A 15,692-nucleotide genomic window follows, 5' to 3' on the forward strand; every position below is an offset into this window, starting at 1 on the left:
CCGTCCATGACAGCGCAGCTCCGGGGGAGCGGCGACTCAGCCGCCTCTCGCGCGGAGGGCGGACCGGGGCTCAGCTCCGGGGCGCCGCCGTCCCGTGGGGATCGGCGGGGGCTCAGCTCCCGGGCGCCGCCGTCTCCGGGCGGCGGCCCGGCGCGGCGTCGCGGACCATCCGGCGGGCGGCGTCGACCTCGCGGGCGACCGGGGCGAGGACGCCGTCGGCGTGGATCTCGGCGTCGTCGGGCACCCGGTGCGCGCGGACGTCGTCCTCCAGCTCGCGCAGCGCCCGCCGCAGCACCGCGACCTGCGCCGGGTCGGGCCCGGGCTCCCCGCCGCGGACGGCGATGACCGCCTCGGTGACGGCGTCGGCGGTCCGCTCCAGCTGCACGATGACCGGCCACCAGGCCGCGGCGCGGGTGCTGATGGGCGGCGGCTCGGCCAGCCGGCGCTGCAGCTGGGTGTGCAGCTCGGTGAGCGCCCGGTAGGTCGCGCGGCGGGCGCGGCGGCGCGCGACGGGGTCCTCGCCGAAGGCGGCGCCGACGAAGGCGTCGAGGGCCAGCGCGGCCGCGCGCAGGGCGTCCTCCAGCGGCGCCCGCCAGGTCTGCGGCCACAGCAGGTAGCCCGCGACCAGCACGATCGCGCAGCCGATGAGGGTGTCCACCAGCCGGGCGCCGACCAGCTCCGGCCCGCCGGGGACGGCGAGGTCGAGCAGCAGGATGATCACCGGCGTCTGGAAGACGGAGAACAGGCCGAAGTTGGCGCCGCGCGCCCAGGGCAGCAGGCCGGCGGCGACGGCCATGGCGACCACCACCCAGCCGTCGCGGGGCAGCACCGACAGCAGCAGCGAGCCGATGAGGACGCCGAGCAGCGTGCCCGCGCCGCGCTGCACCGCGCGGGTGAACACCGAGCCGTAGTCGGGCTTGAGCACGATCGCGACGGTGAGCAGCACCCAGTAGGGCCGCTCGATGGGCAGCAGCTGGCGGGCGACCTCCGCGATGGTCATGCACAGCGTCAGCCGGAGGGCGAACTCGCGGGTGTCGGTGCTGCCGAGGGTGCGGTCGGCGAGGTCGCGCAGCCGGTCCCGCCAGGGCGGCCGGGGCGGGGTGACGGCGGCCCCCGCGCGCTCCTCGGGGTCGCCGACGACGGCCCACGCCAGCCGCACGCCGTGGCGCACCGCGCGGCGGACGGCGGGCCCGTCGTCGAGGGCGGGTGGGCGCTCGGCGGGCAGCTCGCGGCTGCCGGAGACGGCGGCGGCGAGGGCGTGCACCGCCGTCACGTCGTGCGGGTCGGCGTGCACCCCGGCGCGGGCGGCGGCGACCGCGGCCTCCACCAGCGGGGCGGCGGCGTTGAGCACCCCGGCCAGCTCCGACAGCTGCCGGTTGCGGCCGGCGGCGAGGCTGCGGGTGCGGATGACCCGGTCGTAGGCGGCGTTGAGCGCGGTGGTGAGCTCACGGCGGGCGTCGTCGGTGCCCTCGGTGCCGACGGCGGTGAGCAGCCCGGCGATCCGGGTGAACACCGCGGCGACGGCGCTGCGGTCGGGGTCGCTGGGCTCGGTCGCGGCCTGCACCAGCGTGGCCAGCGTCGCCCAGGCCGCGCCGGCGGCGAAGAACGCCACCTCGGCCGCCTGGGGCAGCGGCGTGACCAACCCGGAAGCCAGCGCGGTGTAGACCAGCAGCTGCAGCGCGCCCAGCGACATCGCCGAGTTGACGGCGCTGATCACCGCGGCAGCCACCGACAGCACCGCCACGACCACCACCGGCCACACGCCGCCGCCGGCGGCGAACTGCCCGGCGACCAGGCCGACCGCGCCGAGGCCGACCGCGGCGGCGGTGCGGCGCAGCCGGTCGCGCAGCGGGCCGCCCTGCGGGGCGAGGGTGGCCGCGAGCGCGCCGGTGGTGGCGAAGACGCCGGCGCCCAGCGCCGTCTGCCCGCCGACGGCCAGGGCCACCGCCAGCGGCGCGGGCACGACGACGGCGAAGCGGACGACGTCGCGCCAGGGCACCGGTGGGGGAGTGGTGCGGAGCAGCTCCTCGAGCCACGCCGGTGCGCGCAGCGACCTGTCCGCCACGCCCCGCAGCCTCTCACCCGGTGCACGCGGCGGTGCGGACGACGAGGGGCCCCGGCCGGACGCCGGCCCCGCGGTCCGGCAGCGCGTCGGCACCGGCGGGGCACGGCACGTGGCGACGCGGCGGCGGGGGCAGCGCGGCGGACCCCGACGGTCGCGGACGTCCTCGTCCGCCCGGACTCCTGTGCGCCACGGTGGCCGGAGCCGTCCCCCGCCTACGGAGGCCCACCGTGGACATCCACGCCCGACCCGGTGACGAACGCCCCGTCCGGAGCGGTCCCCGGGGCCTGCGTGGCCACCCGGCCACCCGGGTCCGCCCGGTGCTCGCACCGCCCGGCCTGGTCGCGGCCGCGGGCCTGGCCGCCCCGGACGCGACCGACGCCTTCACCGTGCCGCTGCCGGCCGGGTCCCCGGTCGACGCCCGCGAGTGGTGGGCGCTGGTCGGCCCGGCCGCGGACCGGTCGCCGGCGCGCGCGCCGGCCGGGCGGCGCACCCCGTGGACGGTCCGCGCGGCGACGGCGGACACGGTGGTCGCCGGCGGCGGGGACCGGCACCTGGACCTGCGGCTGGTGCTGCACGTGCGGCCGGTCGCCGGGTGGCACGAGCTGGTGGCGGTGACCGTCGCGCAGCGGTACGACGCGCTCGGCCGGGCCCGGCTCGCGCTGACGCGGCCCTTCCGCCGCCGGTTCCTGCCCGAGGTGCTGCGGCGGCTGACCGCGCGGCCGGGGGTCTGACCTAGGGTCGGCGCCCGTGACCGCCATCCTGGGCGAGGTCGTCGCCGCGCTGGAGGCCCGCTACGACCCGGCGCTCGCGGAGGGCTGGGACGCCGTCGGCCTGGTCTGCGGGGACCCCGCCGAGCCGGTGGAGCGGGTGCTGGTCGCCGTCGACCCGGTGGCCGCCGTCGTCGACGAGGCGCTCGAGCTCGGCGCCGGGCTGCTGGTCACCCACCACCCGCTGTTCCTCACCCCGGTGCACGGCGTCCCCGCCGACGACCCGAAGGGGCGGCTGGTGCACCGGCTGGTGCGCGCCGGTTGCGGGCTGTTCGTCGCGCACACCAACGCCGACCGCGCCCCCGACGCCGGCGTCAACGACGCGCTGGCCGCCGTCCTCGGGCTGACCGGCACCCGCCCGCTGCAGCCGGTCGCACCGGGCTCCCGCGCCGGGCTCGGCCGGGTGGGGGAGCTGGCGCAGCCGACGACGCTGGCCGGGTTCGCCGCGCACGCCGCGGCCGTCCTGCCGGAGACCGCGGGCGGGGTCCGCGCGGCCGGGGACCCGGACCGGCCGGTGCGCACCGTCGCCGTCTGCGGGGGCAGCGGCGGCTCGCTGCTGCCCGAGGCGACGGCGGCCGGCGCCGACGTCCTCCTCACCAGCGACCTGCGGCACCACCCGGTCTCCGAGTCCGGGGAGGCGGCAGGACCGGCCTTGTGTGACGTGGCACACTTCGCGTCCGAGTGGCCCTGGGTGCCCGTGGTCGCCGACGTGCTGGCCACGGACCTGTCCGGCAGGGTCGAGGCGGTCGCCTCCCGGCGCCGCACCGACCCGTGGACGGTGCACCGGGACCGGACGGCAGGAGGGGACCCGGCCCGCACGGCCGGCTGAGACGGGGAGGGGCGCCGTGGCCACCGCCGAACGACCGCCGACGGGGGGTGCGGTCCCCCGGAGGAGCGACCGCAGCCCCTGGAACTGGCTGCTGCTGGTCCCGATCGTGGTGCCGCTGCTGGTGCCGCTGTACAACCGCGTCGAGCCGACCCTGTTCGGCTGGCCGTTCTTCTACTGGCTGCAGCTGCTGTTCGTCGGGCTGGGCGTGCTGACCACCGTGGTCGTCTACCGCGCCACCCGGCGCAGCCCGGCGGAGCAGGCCGCCGCCCGTGCCGCCATCGAGCGGGACAGGAAGCGCTGAGCCGTGGACGGGGTCAACGTCGTCGAGCTGACGATCGTCGTCGTCCTGTTCCTGGTCGTCACGGTGATGGGGTTCGTCGCGTCGCGCTGGCGGCGGGCGGAGAGCCTCATGCACCTGGACGAGTGGGGGCTGGGCGGGCGCAGCTTCGGCACCTGGATCACCTGGTTCCTGCTGGGCGGTGACCTGTACACCGCCTACACCTTCGTCGCGGTCCCCGCGCTGATGTTCGGCGCCGGGGCGGCCGGGTTCTTCGCCGTCCCGTACACGGTCGTGATCTACCCGCTGGTCTTCCTGGTCGTCATCCGGCTGTGGTCGGTCAGCCACGTGCGCGGGTTCGTGACGCCGGCCGACTTCGTGCGCTCCCGGTTCGACTCCCCGACGATGGCTCTGCTGGTGGCCCTCACCGGGATCGTCGCGACGATGCCCTACATCGCCCTCCAGCTGGTCGGCATCGAGGCGATCCTCAAGGCGATGGGCGTCGAGGGCGAGCTGCCGCTCATCGTCGCGTTCGTGATCCTGGCGCTCTACACGTACAACTCCGGGCTGCGGGCACCGGCGCTGATCGCCTTCGTCAAGGACACGTTGATCTACCTGACGATCATCGTGGCGGTCATCGTCATCCCGTCGAAGCTCGGCGGGTGGGACGCGATCTTCGGGGCCGCGGAGGAGAAGTTCTCCGCCGGCACGGGGGCGGGGCTGCTCCTCCCGGCGAGCGGCCAGCTCGGCTACGCCACCCTGGCGCTGGGCTCGGCGCTGGCGCTGTTCCTCTACCCGCACTCGATCACCGGGCTGCTGGCGGCCAGCAACCGCGACGTGCTCAAGCGCAACATGAGCGCGCTGCCGGTCTACAGCCTGGCACTGGGCTTCATCGCGCTGCTGGGCTTCATGGCGATCGCGGCCGGCGTGACGCCGATCGGCGAGGACGGCAACACGGTCGTCCCGGTGCTGTTCCAGGAGATGTTCCCGAGCTGGTTCGCTGGCATCGCCTTCGCCGCCATCGGCATCGGCGCGCTGGTGCCGGCGGCGATCATGTCGATCGCCGCGGCGAACCTGTTCACCCGCAACATCTACAAGGAGTTCCTCAAGAAGGACGCGACCCCGCGGCAGGAGGCGCAGGTCGCGAAGGTGACCTCACTGGTGGTGAAGGTCGGCGCGGTCGCGGCCATCCTGTTCATCGACCCGCAGTTCTCCATCGACCTGCAGCTCATCGGTGGCGTGATCATCCTGCAGACGCTGCCGTCGGTGGCGCTGGGCCTCTACACCCGGTGGATGCACCGCGGCGGGCTGATCGCCGGCTGGGTCGCCGGCATGGCCGCCGGCCTGCTGATGCTCTACAACACCCCGCGGCTCGGACCGAACCAGGAGGTCGTCCGCGAGCACTTCGGCGGGTCGTCGTTCGCGTTGTCGAAGCTCGGCCTGGACACCACCTACACCGTCTACACCGGCCTGCTCGCGCTGCTGGTCAACCTGCTGGTCACCGTGCTGGTGACGGTGGCGCTGCGCGCGGCCAAGGTGGACGACGGCGTCGACGGCACGGCGGAGAGCGACTACACCGCCGAGCGGGAGGACCCGACCTTCCGCGACCTGCCCGACCCGCTGGAGTCCGCGCCGCCCGGCGCGGGTCGCGGCGCGACGGGGGAGGCCAGCGGGCGCAGGTAGGTTGAGTGGGTGAAGGCCGACCACTTCGAGCAGCAGAAGCTGCTGGCCCTGGCCGACGAGGACGTCGCGCTCACCCAGCTCGCCCACCGGAAGCGCACGCTGCCGGAGGTCGCCGCGGTCGAGGCCGCCGCGGAGTCCGAGCGGACCTTCGCCGAGGCCGAGGTCCGCGCGGAGACCGAGGTGCGCGACCTCGACCGCGAGCAGAAGCGGCTCGAGGCCGACGTCGACACCGTCCGGCAGCGGGCCGACCGCGACCGGTCGCGGATCGACTCCGGCGCGGCGACGCCGAAGGAGATCACCTCGCTGCAGTCGGAGCTGCAGTCGCTCGCGCGGCGGCAGTCCGACCTGGAGGACCAGGTGCTCGAGCTCATGGAGCGCCGGGAGACCGCGGACGCCGCGCTGGCCGACGCGCAGTCCGGCCGCGCCTCCGCCGTCGCCGACCGGGAGCGGGCCGAGCAGCTGCGCGACGACGCCCTCGCCGACATCGCCGACTCCACCGCCCGGCACGAGGCGCGGCGCGCGGAGGTCGCCGGTGGCCTCTCCGCCCCGCTGCTGGCGCTCTACGACCGCATCCGCACCCAGACCGGCACCACGGGCGCGGCGATGCTCAAGGCCCGGCAGTGCCAGGGCTGCCGCATCGAGCTGTTCGGCAAGGAGCTGGCCGCCGTCCGCAACGCCGACCCCCACGAGGTGGTCCGCTGCGAGAACTGCGGCCGGATCCTCGTGCGCACCGGCGAGTCGGGCCTGTGAACCGCAAGCTGGTCGTCGAGGCGGACGGCGGCTCGCGGGGCAACCCGGGCCCGGCCGGCTACGGCGCGCTGGTCCGCGACGCCGCCACCGGGCGGGTGCTCGCCGAGCGCGCGGCGTCGGTGGGCCGGGCGACGAACAACGTCGCCGAGTACGGCGGGCTGGTGGCCGGGCTGCAGGCGGCGCTGGACCTCGATGCGAGCGCCGACGTCGAGGTGCGGATGGACTCCAAGCTCGTCGTCGAGCAGATGTCGGGCCGCTGGAAGATCAAGCACCCGGACATGCAGAAGCTCGCCGTCCAGGCCCGCGACATCGCCCGGCAGCTGGGCAGCGTCCGCTACACGTGGGTGCCGCGCGCGCAGAACGGCGCCGCCGACGCCCTGGCCAACAGCGCGATGGACGGCCGGCCGGTGCACCGCGACGCCGCCGCCGAGCCGTCGGTGGCCGGGGACGACGTCCAGCCGGCCGCCGAGCCCGCCCCCGTCGTCACCACGGTGACGCACCTGCTCCGCCACGGGCGCACCGAGCACACCCCCGAGCGCCGGTACAGCGGCCGCAACGAGCTGCCGCTGTCGGCCACCGGGCGGGCGGAGGCGGAGGCGGCCGCCGTCCGGGCGAAGGAGCTGGGCATCGAGGTCGTGGTCGCCTCGCCGCTGCGCCGCACCCGGGAGACCGCGGAGGTCGTGGCCGGCGCGCTGGGCCTGCCGGTGGAGATCGACGACGACCTGGTCGAGCTCGACTTCGGCGACCTCGAGGGGCTCACCGCCACCGAGGCGCAGCGGCGGCACCCGCTGGCCGCCCGACGGTTCACGGCCGACGTGACGGTGGCCGCGCCGGGAGGCGAGTCGGTGGCCGACGTGTCGCGGCGGGTGGCCCGGGCGAGGAAGCGGCTGCTCGAGCGGCACGCCGGGAGGACGGTGCTCGTGGTCAGCCACGTGACGCCGATCAAGCTGCTGCTGGCCGCGGGCCTCGGCACCGGCGACGAGGTGGTGCACCGGGTCTTCCTGGAGGCGGCGTCGCTGTCGACGGTGGCGTGGAGCTCCGACGGCCGCACCTCGGTCCGCCTGGTGAACGACACCGCCCACCTGCGCTGAGGCGCCGTCCCGTCGAGATCCCGTGATCTCGACGTCGCAGAGGCCTCTAGACGTCGAGATCACGGGATCTCGGCAGGGGAGCCTGCGCCGGCGGGTCACTGAGCCCGTCGTCAACCGATGAGTTGACGACCGCCCGCCGGTCTCCCCTCCAGGCGGCTCCACCCCGGAGCCGGGACCGAGGAGGTGCGCCATGGGGCGGGTGGTGCTGTTCGCGGCGGTGTCGCTGGACGGGTACGTCGGGCGGGACGACGACATGCCGGGGCCGCTGTTCGACTGGTACGCGAACGGCGACGTCGAGATGACCTTCAGCGACCCGGACCGGCCCTTCCACGTGACGGCGGAGACGGCGGAGTTCCTCACCGACATGGCCACCCGGGTGGGCGTCATGGTGTGCGGGCGCCGGCTGTTCGACATCACCGACGGCTGGGGCGGCGTGCCCCCGAACGGCGAGCACGTCGTCGTGGTCACCCACCGGCCGGCCGACGACTGGCCGCACCGGGGCACCGCGCCGTTCACCTTCGCGCCCGACGTGCCGGCCGCGATCGAGCGGGCGAGGGAGCTCGCCGGCGACCGGGACGTCACGGTGAGCGCCGGGGACGTCGGCGGGCAGGCGCTGCGGGCCGGCCTGGTCGACCGGGTGGTGCTGGCCCTGGTCCCGGTGGTCCTGGGCTCGGGCCGGCCGTACTTCGGCGCCGGCGGCCCGCCGGAGATCCCGTTCGAGGACCCGGTGGTGGTGCAGGGCAGGCGGGTGACCCACCTGCTCTACGACGTGCGGCGCTGACGTCGTCGGGACGGGAAGCGGGCCCGGGGGTCCGGCGTTGTACCGGACACCCCGCCGCCGCCCGCCGCGGCGCTCCGGGGACGATGAGCCCCCCGCATCCCGAGGAGCCCCGTGACCGCGACCATCGCGCCCGCCACCACCACCGTCGCCGGCGACGAGCGCACCCTGTCTCCCGCCGAGTACGAGAGCTGGGCGGCGGAGGTCCGCCGGCTCGCCGACGAGCGCGGTGCGGTGGTGCTCGCGCACAACTACCAGGTGCCCGAGATCCAGGACGTCGCCCACTTCACCGGTGACTCGCTCTACCTGTCGCGGGTCGCGGCGCAGACCGACGCCCGCGAGATCGTCTTCTGCGGCGTCCACTTCATGGCCGAGACGGCGAAGATCCTCTCGCCGGACAAGACGGTGCTGCTGCCCGACCACGCCGCCGGCTGCTCCCTGGCCGACTCGATCACCGCGGAGCAGCTGCGCGAGTGGAAGGCCGAGCACCCCGGCGCCGTCGTCGTCAGCTACGTGAACACCACCGCCGCGGTGAAGGCGGAGACCGACATCTGCTGCACGTCGTCGAACGCCGCCGACGTCATCCGCTCCATCCCCGAGGACCGCGAGATCCTGTTCTGTCCCGACCAGTTCCTCGGCGCGCACGTCAAGCGCGTGACCGGGCGTCAGGACATCCACGTCTGGGCGGGGGAGTGCCACGTGCACGCGGGCATCAGCCCGGCCGACGTCCGCGCGCAGGTCGCCGCGCACCCGGACGCCGAGATCCTCGTGCACCCCGAGTGCGGCTGCACCACCTCGGTCCTCGACCTGGTCAGCCACGGCGACCTGCCCGCCGACCGCACCCGCGTGCTGTCCACCGGCGGCATGGTCGAGGCCGCTGCGCGGACCTCGTCGGGCCAGGTGCTGGTGGCCACCGAGGTCGGCATCCTGCACCAGCTGCGGGCGCTCAACAGCGGGACGGCGTTCATCCCGATGAACAGCCGCGCGGCCTGCCGCTACATGAAGATGATCACCCCGGCCAAGCTGCTGCACACGCTGCGCACCGGCGAGGGCGCGGTCGACGTCGACCCGGAGACCGCCGCCCACGCCCGCCGCGCCGTCGAGGCGATGATCGCCATCGGCGAGCCCGGCCGCGGCGGTGAGTGACGCTCAGATCCGCGTGAAGAGGTAGACCGACACCGCGACGCCGAAGACGACGATCAGCACCCGCAGCGGCGTCGCGGGGATGCGGCTGGCGACCCGGGCGCCGAGGAACCCGCCGACCAGGCTGGCCGGCGCCGCGACGGCGACCACCTGCCAGGCGACCGGCCCGAAGACACCGAACACGACCAGCGTGACCGTCGCCGTCACCGCGGACAGCGCGGACTTGAGCGCGTTGGCCAGCGGCAGCCGGTGCAGCGCCGTCCCGAGGACCCCGACGAGGATGACGCCGAGCGCGCCGCCGAAGTAGCCGCCGTAGACGGTGGCGAGGAACAGCGCGAGGTACAGCCACCACGGGTCGCGGGCGGCGCCGTCGTCGCGGTCGCGCAGCCGGCGGGTGAGCAGCGGCTGCACCGCCAGCAGCAGGCTGGCCAGCAGCACGAGCACGGGCACGACGACGTCGAAGGCCTCGCTCGGGGTGGTCAGCAGCAGCACGCTGCCGGCGACGCCGCCCAGCGCGGAGACGGCGCCCAGCCGGACCAGCCGCCCGCGCTGGCCGGCGTACTCGCGGCGGAACCCGGCCATCCCGCCGAGGTAGCCGGGCCACTGCGCGACCGAGTTGGTGACGTTGGCCGCCACCGTCCCCAGGCCCAGCCCGACCAGGGTGGGGAAGAGGATCAGCGACCCGCCGCCGGCGATCGAGTTGACCGCTCCCGCGCCCAGGGCCACCGCGGCCGCGATCAGGAGGTCGGCGGCCGTCACGGAGCGCCAGCCTACGGTCGGCGCATGCGACCCCCGGCCCCGGCGACCTGGCTGGCCGCCGCCCTCGGCGGCTCCGGCGTGCTGCACCTCGTGCGGCCGCGGACGTTCGAGTGGCTGGTCCCGCCCGAGCTCGGCGACGCCCGCGCCTGGGTGCTCGGCAGCGGGGTCGCCGAGGTCGGCACCGCGGCACTGCTGGCCGCGCCGGCGAGCCGCCGGGCCGGGGGATGGGCCGCGGCCGTGCTGCTGGCCGCGTTCGTGCCGGCCCACCTGCACCACTTCCGGGTGGCGCGCGGGCGGCCTGCGCTGGTGGCCGCGGCGGCGGTCCGGCTGCCGCTGCAGGCGCCGATGATCGCCGCAGCGCTGCGCGTGGCCCGGGGACACCGGGGCGTCAGCGGCCGCGCCCCCGGCCGACGCCGGCGCTGAGCCCGGCAGACTGCCCGCATGGCGGAGGCGTTCCCCGAGGACTGGCAGCGCGCCCTGGTCGTCGTCGCCCACCCCGACGACGTGGAGTACGGCTGCGCGGCCGCCGTCGCGGCGTGGACGGCGGCCGGGCGCGACGTCCGGTACGTGATGGCCACCAGCGGCGAGGCCGGCATCGCCGGGCTGCCGCCGGAGGCCGCCGGGCCGCTGCGCGAGCGCGAGCAGCGGGCCGCGGCGGCGGTGGTCGGCGTGTCGGTGGTCGAGTTCCTCGGCCACCCCGACGGCCGGCTGACCGAGGGGCTGGACCTGCGGCGGGCGATCGCGGCGGCGATCCGGCGTCACCGGCCCGACCTCGTGGTGACGCTGCACTTCGGCGACACGTGGACGCCGCCCGGCTCCGCGCTCGGCTACTGGAACAGCGCCGACCACCGGGTGCTGGGCCGGGCGGTGGTCGACGCCGTCGGCGACGCGGCCAACGAGTGGATCTTCGCCGAGCTCGCCGACCCGGAACCGTGGCGCGGGGTGCGCTGGACCGCCGTCTCCACGCCGGTGGGGGTCACGCACACCGTCGACGTGACCGACGTCGTCGACCGGGCGGTGGCCTCGCTGGCCGAGCACCGCCGCTACCTGGAGGCGCTGTCGGCCGACCCGGTCGAGGAGCAGGCACGGCGACAGGTCGACATGGCGACCCCGGTCGTCGACGGCCGGCGGGTGGCCGGCTTCGCGTTGTACGCCGGCTGACGCCGGACGCGGCCCCGGGGAGCTCCCGGGGCCGCGTCCGGGGCGGTCAGGGGTTGAAGCTCACGTGGACGTGGTCCATGTGGTTGGCCGTGGGGGACCCGCGGTCCTCCATCGCCCGCCAGCCGCCGCTCCCGATCACGAGGATCCGCTGCCTCCAGATGACGTAGTCGACGCCGAGGCGCGAGGCGTTGTCGACGACGTACTGGGCGACGGCGTTCCCCTTGGCGGAGTCGGCGTAGACCATGAAGTCCGCGGCGAGCTGCTGGGTGGGGGAGTGCCCGGGGCGGGTCAGCACGGTGGACACCCCGAACCGCTGCGCGACCTCGGCGACGACCGGGCGGACGTGCGCCGCCCAGGCGCTGTAGGAGGTCGAGGAGGCGGTCGGCCTGCCGGTGAGGTTCGTGGACACCGCCGCCGCGGCGGCGGGGGCCGCGGCCGGTGCGGCGGGGGCCGCGGCCGGTGCGGCGGGGGCCGCGGGCGCCGCGGCTCCTCCCCGGTCCTGGGACCAGCTGTCCGACCGGTCGCGGCGGGGACCGTCCCAGTCGGCCTGGGCCGCCGACTGGCCGGTGAGCCCGAAGGCGACGGCGAGGGCGCCGGCGGTGAGGGTGCGGCGGATCGTGCGCTTGCTGCTGGAGGGCATGACGAGGAGAGCTCCTGACGTCGGTGTCGCGCGGCGCCGTCCGTGGCTCGGCGGTCACCCGTCGCGTGAGGGGGACCTGCGGGACGGGCCGGCGCGCGGCCGGGCGGCGGGCGACTGCTGGAGGGCAGGCCGACGCCAGGGCGGTCGGTTCCGGTCCGTGGAGGGCGGCGACCGGCGGAGGTGGGCGGGTCGCGGCGCTCGTCGCAGGGGGCGGGGCACGCCGGGGCAGGCGCCGTCGGCGCACCCCGTGGTGGTTCTCCGTTCTCCCGTGGCCGCCTACCGGGTCAGCTGACGGGTTCGGGCGGGGATCTGCGCCCTACCCCCTCCCGGGGCTCGGGAGGTGGGACTCACCCCGGTGGTGCGGTGGGTCCCCGGCTCGCGGCCACCCGCGGTGGCCGTGACTCGGCGGCACCCGGCTCGGCTCCCCCGGTGGAGGACGTGACGACCGGCCGGACGCAGCCACCGTAGGAGCGTCCGCCGGGGCCCGCAGCGCGGACTCATGAGTTCCGCTGAGAGGGTCCGTAGACTGGTCGGCACGACGGACGAGTCGGCCGGGCGGTCGCGTCGGCGGGGGAGACCCCGCCGCCGAGGAACGTCCGGGCTCCACAGGGCAGGGTGGTCGCTAACGGCGACCCGGGGTGACCCGCGGGACAGTGCCACAGAGAACAGACCGCCAGCAGTTCGCTGCTGGTGAGGGTGAAACGGTGGTGTAAGAGACCACCAGCGCACCGGGTGACCGGTGCGGCTCGGTAAACCCCACCCGGAGCAAGGTCGAGAAGGGGCGGCGGCTGGGCGACCGGACGCCGTCCTGCGCAGGCGTTCGAGGGCTGCCCGCCCGAGCCTGCGGGTGGACCGCTCGAGCCCGCCGGCAACGGCGGGCCTAGATGGATGACCGCCCATCGGGAGGCCGCGAGGCGCCCGAGGACAGAACCCGGCGTACAGGCCGACTCGTCCGTCGCCCGCCGCCGACCTGGACCCGTGCGTCCAGGGGGCGACAGGGAGTGCACGTCACGCCACCGAGCCAGGCGCGGCGCGCCGCGGGTCGTGAGACGGCCGCGGGGACGCCGTGCGGCGGCCGGCCCTCGGTGTGGCCTGACCGATCAGTTCCCCGCGCCGTGCTGGTCTGTACGCCGAACCGACTCACGGGAGGCATGACGCCATGCGGAAACTCGCCTTCGGCATGAACGCGAGCCTGGACGGCTACATCGCCGCGCCCGGTGACGACCTCGGCTGGAGCGTGCCGAGCGACGAGCTGTTCCAGTGGTGGTCCGACCGGGTGGGGGCGACGGGCCTGGCGCTGTACGGGCGCAGGCTGTGGGAGGGGATGAGTTCCCACTGGCCCACCGCCGACCAGCAGCCCGGCGCCACACCGGCGCAGATCGAGTTCGCCCGCCGCTGGCGGGACATGCCGAAGGTGGTGTTCTCCTCCACGATCAGCGCGGTCGACGGGAACGCCCGCCTGGTCACCGGCGACGCCGTCTCCGAGATCGCCCGACTCAAGACCGAGGACGGCGGTCCCATGGACGTCGGCGGCGCCACCCTCGCCGCGGCGGCCATGCGGGCCGGGCTGGTCGACGAGTACGCGATCGTCACCCACCCGGTCCTGGTGGGCGGGGGCACGCCGTTCTTCACGGCGCTGGACAACTGGGTGGACCTGACCCTGGTCGAGACCCGGACGTTCCCCGACGGCGTGCTCCTGACCAGGTACGAGACCAGGCACTGAGGCGCGACGGTCCCTGGAGCCGCCGCCAGGGGCACGTGGCAGGCAGCGGTCGACGCTCCCCGCCGACCCGCGCACGACCGGGTCGACGGCGTCCGGTCGTCCGGATCCGGTGTCAGGTGGCTGTCGGTGTGCCCGCGACCCGACCCTCACCGGCGGGACCCGACCGATGAGTCGCCGCAGCGACCGGGGTCCTCTCTCGTGGGGGCGGCCGGACGGGCCGCGGCGACGACCCGGGAGGACCCGTGACGCAGTACCTGCTGTCCATGCCGCACGACTCGGCCGAGGAACCGACGATGGCGTCGATGGACCCCGCCGAGCTGGAGGCCGCCCTGGCGGCGGCCGGCGCCTTCCTGGAGGAGCTGGTGGCCTCCGGCGCGCTGGTCTTCGCCGGTGGGCTGCACCCGCCGTCGACCGCGGTCACCGTCGACCACACCGGGGACGACCTCGCCGTCGCCGACGGGCCGTACACGCAGGCGCCGGAGTACCTCGGTGGCTTCTGGGTCGTCGAGGCGCCGGACCGGGAGACCGCCGTCTCCTGGGCCGCGAAGGCGTCTAGGGCGCTCGGCGCACGGATCGAGGTCCGCGCCTTCCAGGAGGTACCGGCGTAGGGGGCGCTCTGCCGTGTCGCCCGGGGCGGCTCCCGACGGACGGGACCGATGAGATCGTCCGCGTCCGCCGGTCCCGGCTCCCGGACCGGGGCGAGGACCAGGAGGACGGATGCGGAAGATCGTCGTGCACATGATGCTGTCGCTGGACGGTTTCTTCGAGGGGCCGGACCACGACCTGAGCTGGCACTGCGTCGACGACGAGCTGCACGCGCACTTCAACGAGCAGCTCGCGACCCAGAGCGCCTTCATCGAGGGGCGGGTCACCTACGAGCTCATGGAGGCGTTCTGGCCGACCGCCGACCAGGACCCGGAGAACCCAGCGGTCGTGCGTGAGTTCGCCGGCATCTGGCGAGCGGTGCCGAAGATCGTGTTCTCCCGCACCCTGCAGGAGGTCGGGCCCAACGCCTCGCTGCGGGCGGAGGTGGACCCCGACGAGATCCGCGCACTCGAGCAGCAGCCCGGCGGGGACATGACGCTCGGCGGGGCCGACCTGGTCGAGACCTTCCGCCGGCTGGACCTGGTCGACCAGTACCGGCTCTACGTCAACCCGGTCGTCGTCGGCCGCGGGCGACGGCTGTTCGAGACCTCCGACGACCCCACCGACCTGGAGCTCCTGGAGACCCGGCGGTTCGGCAACGGTGTGGTCCTGCTGCGCTACGCCGCCCGACGGGCCCAGGACCCGTCTCCCCGGGTCGTCGGAGCCGGAGCAGGATCGGCGCGGGGATGACCGCGACCCACGGCTGATCGCGGCTGCGCTCTCCCCTGGTCGAGGCCGGGAGGTGCCGGCAGCGTCCCGGGGGCGTCCCGGGGGCGTCCACTGCGGTCCGGATGCGGCCATCCGGCTGGAGCAGCCGCGAGGACCCGCCGATGTGGTACCCGGGTGCCCGTGCGGGTCCGGCGGAGGGAGCGAGGCGCGTGGTGAGGTGGGTCCCGGCGGCGGCCGGTGCGGTCGTGGGGGCGGCCGTGGGTGGGCTGGCCGTGTACCTCGGGAGCGACGGCTTCCTCTACGGCGGCCGCGAGCACGTGGACCTGGGGAGCTGGGTCCGGGCCGAGGACCCCTGGACGGAGTCCGTGGTGCCCGGAGCGCGGTGGGCCACGGACGAGCTGTGCGGCGCCGACCTCCCGTGCATCCAGGCGGTGCGGGCCGAGACGTTGACGATGTACCGCTTCGCGGACCGCGAGGACGCGGTGGCCACGGCCCGCGCGTTCGCCGGGGAGGCCCACCTCTCCGGGTGGATCGTCGTCCGCTTCGAACCCGGGGGTCTCACGGCAGCGGAGCGCAGGGAGTTCGCCGCCACCCTCGACTGCGTCAACGTCGGCGTCGCCGAGGGCGGGCTCGAGTGCTGACCGCCCGCGGCGGGGGCCGCACCCGGACCGGCGCGATGATTTCCGGCGCGGTCCGCGGTCCCTCCTGACAG

Annotated in this window: 17 protein-coding genes, 1 other RNA gene and 1 riboswitch; of the genes, 15 read left to right on the forward strand and 3 right to left on the reverse strand. The window is 75.7% G+C overall.

The annotated features are described in order from the left end of the window. Positions 1–112: 112 nt before the first annotated feature. Positions 113–2,065 carry an FUSC family protein gene (locus ACI798_RS03390; protein ID WP_456941883.1) on the reverse strand — a complete coding sequence of 651 codons (1,953 nt, stop codon included), beginning with the start codon at positions 2,063–2,065 and terminating at the stop codon, positions 113–115. A gap of 317 nt (positions 2,066–2,382) precedes the next feature. On the opposite strand from ACI798_RS03390, the gene ACI798_RS03395 reads away from it, so the two are divergent. The 8 genes from ACI798_RS03395 (at position 2,383) to nadA (ending at position 9,386) form a co-directional block, all read left to right on the forward strand. Beyond that, the gene (locus tag ACI798_RS03395) at positions 2,383–2,796 is read left to right on the forward strand and encodes a DUF2867 domain-containing protein (protein WP_457047235.1); all 414 of its coding nucleotides are present in this window, start codon (positions 2,383–2,385) and stop codon (positions 2,794–2,796) included. A gap of 16 nt (positions 2,797–2,812) precedes the next feature. Next, positions 2,813–3,661: a Nif3-like dinuclear metal center hexameric protein gene (locus ACI798_RS03400; protein WP_457047236.1), complete on the forward strand. Its 849-nt coding sequence runs from the start codon at positions 2,813–2,815 to the stop codon at positions 3,659–3,661. 16 nt (positions 3,662–3,677) lie between these two features. Further along, positions 3,678–3,962 (forward strand): DUF3311 domain-containing protein, encoded by a 285-nt coding sequence (locus ACI798_RS03405; RefSeq protein ID WP_456941886.1) that lies wholly within the window; start codon positions 3,678–3,680, stop codon positions 3,960–3,962. A gap of 3 nt (positions 3,963–3,965) precedes the next feature. Next, complete coding sequence (mctP, locus tag ACI798_RS03410; RefSeq protein WP_456941887.1) at positions 3,966–5,621, forward strand: monocarboxylate uptake permease MctP; 1,656 nt, start codon at positions 3,966–3,968, stop codon at positions 5,619–5,621. 9 nt (positions 5,622–5,630) lie between these two features. Continuing rightward, positions 5,631–6,371: a zinc ribbon domain-containing protein gene (locus ACI798_RS03415; protein WP_456941888.1), complete on the forward strand. Its 741-nt coding sequence runs from the start codon at positions 5,631–5,633 to the stop codon at positions 6,369–6,371. Then, positions 6,368–7,462 (forward strand): bifunctional RNase H/acid phosphatase, encoded by a 1,095-nt coding sequence (locus ACI798_RS03420; protein ID WP_456941889.1) that lies wholly within the window; start codon positions 6,368–6,370, stop codon positions 7,460–7,462. The genes ACI798_RS03415 and ACI798_RS03420 overlap by 4 nt, the downstream gene beginning before the upstream one ends. A gap of 190 nt (positions 7,463–7,652) precedes the next feature. Beyond that, positions 7,653–8,243 (forward strand): dihydrofolate reductase family protein, encoded by a 591-nt coding sequence (locus ACI798_RS03425; RefSeq protein WP_456941890.1) that lies wholly within the window; start codon positions 7,653–7,655, stop codon positions 8,241–8,243. 111 nt (positions 8,244–8,354) lie between these two features. After that, entirely contained in the window at positions 8,355–9,386 is a 1,032-nt protein-coding gene (gene nadA, locus ACI798_RS03430; RefSeq protein ID WP_457047237.1) for a quinolinate synthase NadA, read from the forward strand. A gap of 3 nt (positions 9,387–9,389) precedes the next feature. Here the strand turns inward: nadA and ACI798_RS03435 are convergent, their stop codons facing one another. Beyond that, entirely contained in the window at positions 9,390–10,142 is a 753-nt protein-coding gene (locus ACI798_RS03435) for a sulfite exporter TauE/SafE family protein (protein WP_456941892.1), read from the reverse strand. 24 nt (positions 10,143–10,166) lie between these two features. Between ACI798_RS03435 and ACI798_RS03440 the strand changes: the two genes are divergently transcribed. Then, complete coding sequence (locus ACI798_RS03440; RefSeq protein WP_456941893.1) at positions 10,167–10,565, forward strand: DoxX family protein; 399 nt, start codon at positions 10,167–10,169, stop codon at positions 10,563–10,565. Positions 10,566–10,583: 18 nt separating this feature from the next. Further along, positions 10,584–11,303: a PIG-L deacetylase family protein gene (locus ACI798_RS03445; protein ID WP_456941894.1), complete on the forward strand. Its 720-nt coding sequence runs from the start codon at positions 10,584–10,586 to the stop codon at positions 11,301–11,303. Between the two features lie 46 nt (positions 11,304–11,349). Here ACI798_RS03445 and ACI798_RS03450 read toward each other — a convergent pair whose 3' ends face one another. Then, positions 11,350–11,943 (reverse strand): hypothetical protein, encoded by a 594-nt coding sequence (locus tag ACI798_RS03450; protein ID WP_457047238.1) that lies wholly within the window; start codon positions 11,941–11,943, stop codon positions 11,350–11,352. A gap of 258 nt (positions 11,944–12,201) precedes the next feature. Beyond that, positions 12,202–12,361: riboswitch (cyclic di-AMP (ydaO/yuaA leader) on the reverse strand. Between the two features lie 125 nt (positions 12,362–12,486). On the opposite strand from ACI798_RS03450, the gene rnpB reads away from it, so the two are divergent. The 5 genes from rnpB (at position 12,487) to ACI798_RS03475 (ending at position 15,621) form a co-directional block, all read left to right on the forward strand. Continuing rightward, positions 12,487–12,898, forward strand: an RNA gene (rnpB, locus tag ACI798_RS03455) — RNase P RNA component class A. Between the two features lie 204 nt (positions 12,899–13,102). Then, entirely contained in the window at positions 13,103–13,666 is a 564-nt protein-coding gene (locus ACI798_RS03460) for a dihydrofolate reductase family protein (RefSeq protein ID WP_457047239.1), read from the forward strand. 242 nt (positions 13,667–13,908) lie between these two features. Next, the gene (locus ACI798_RS03465; protein ID WP_456941897.1) at positions 13,909–14,274 is read left to right on the forward strand and encodes a YciI family protein; all 366 of its coding nucleotides are present in this window, start codon (positions 13,909–13,911) and stop codon (positions 14,272–14,274) included. Positions 14,275–14,383: 109 nt separating this feature from the next. Further along, positions 14,384–15,001: a dihydrofolate reductase family protein gene (locus ACI798_RS03470; protein ID WP_457047240.1), complete on the forward strand. Its 618-nt coding sequence runs from the start codon at positions 14,384–14,386 to the stop codon at positions 14,999–15,001. 191 nt (positions 15,002–15,192) lie between these two features. Further along, positions 15,193–15,621, forward strand: coding sequence for a hypothetical protein (locus ACI798_RS03475; RefSeq protein ID WP_457047241.1), 429 nt, complete (start codon positions 15,193–15,195; stop codon positions 15,619–15,621). Positions 15,622–15,692 lie beyond the last annotated feature (71 nt).

Source organism: Geodermatophilus sp. SYSU D01045 (assembly GCF_054050295.1).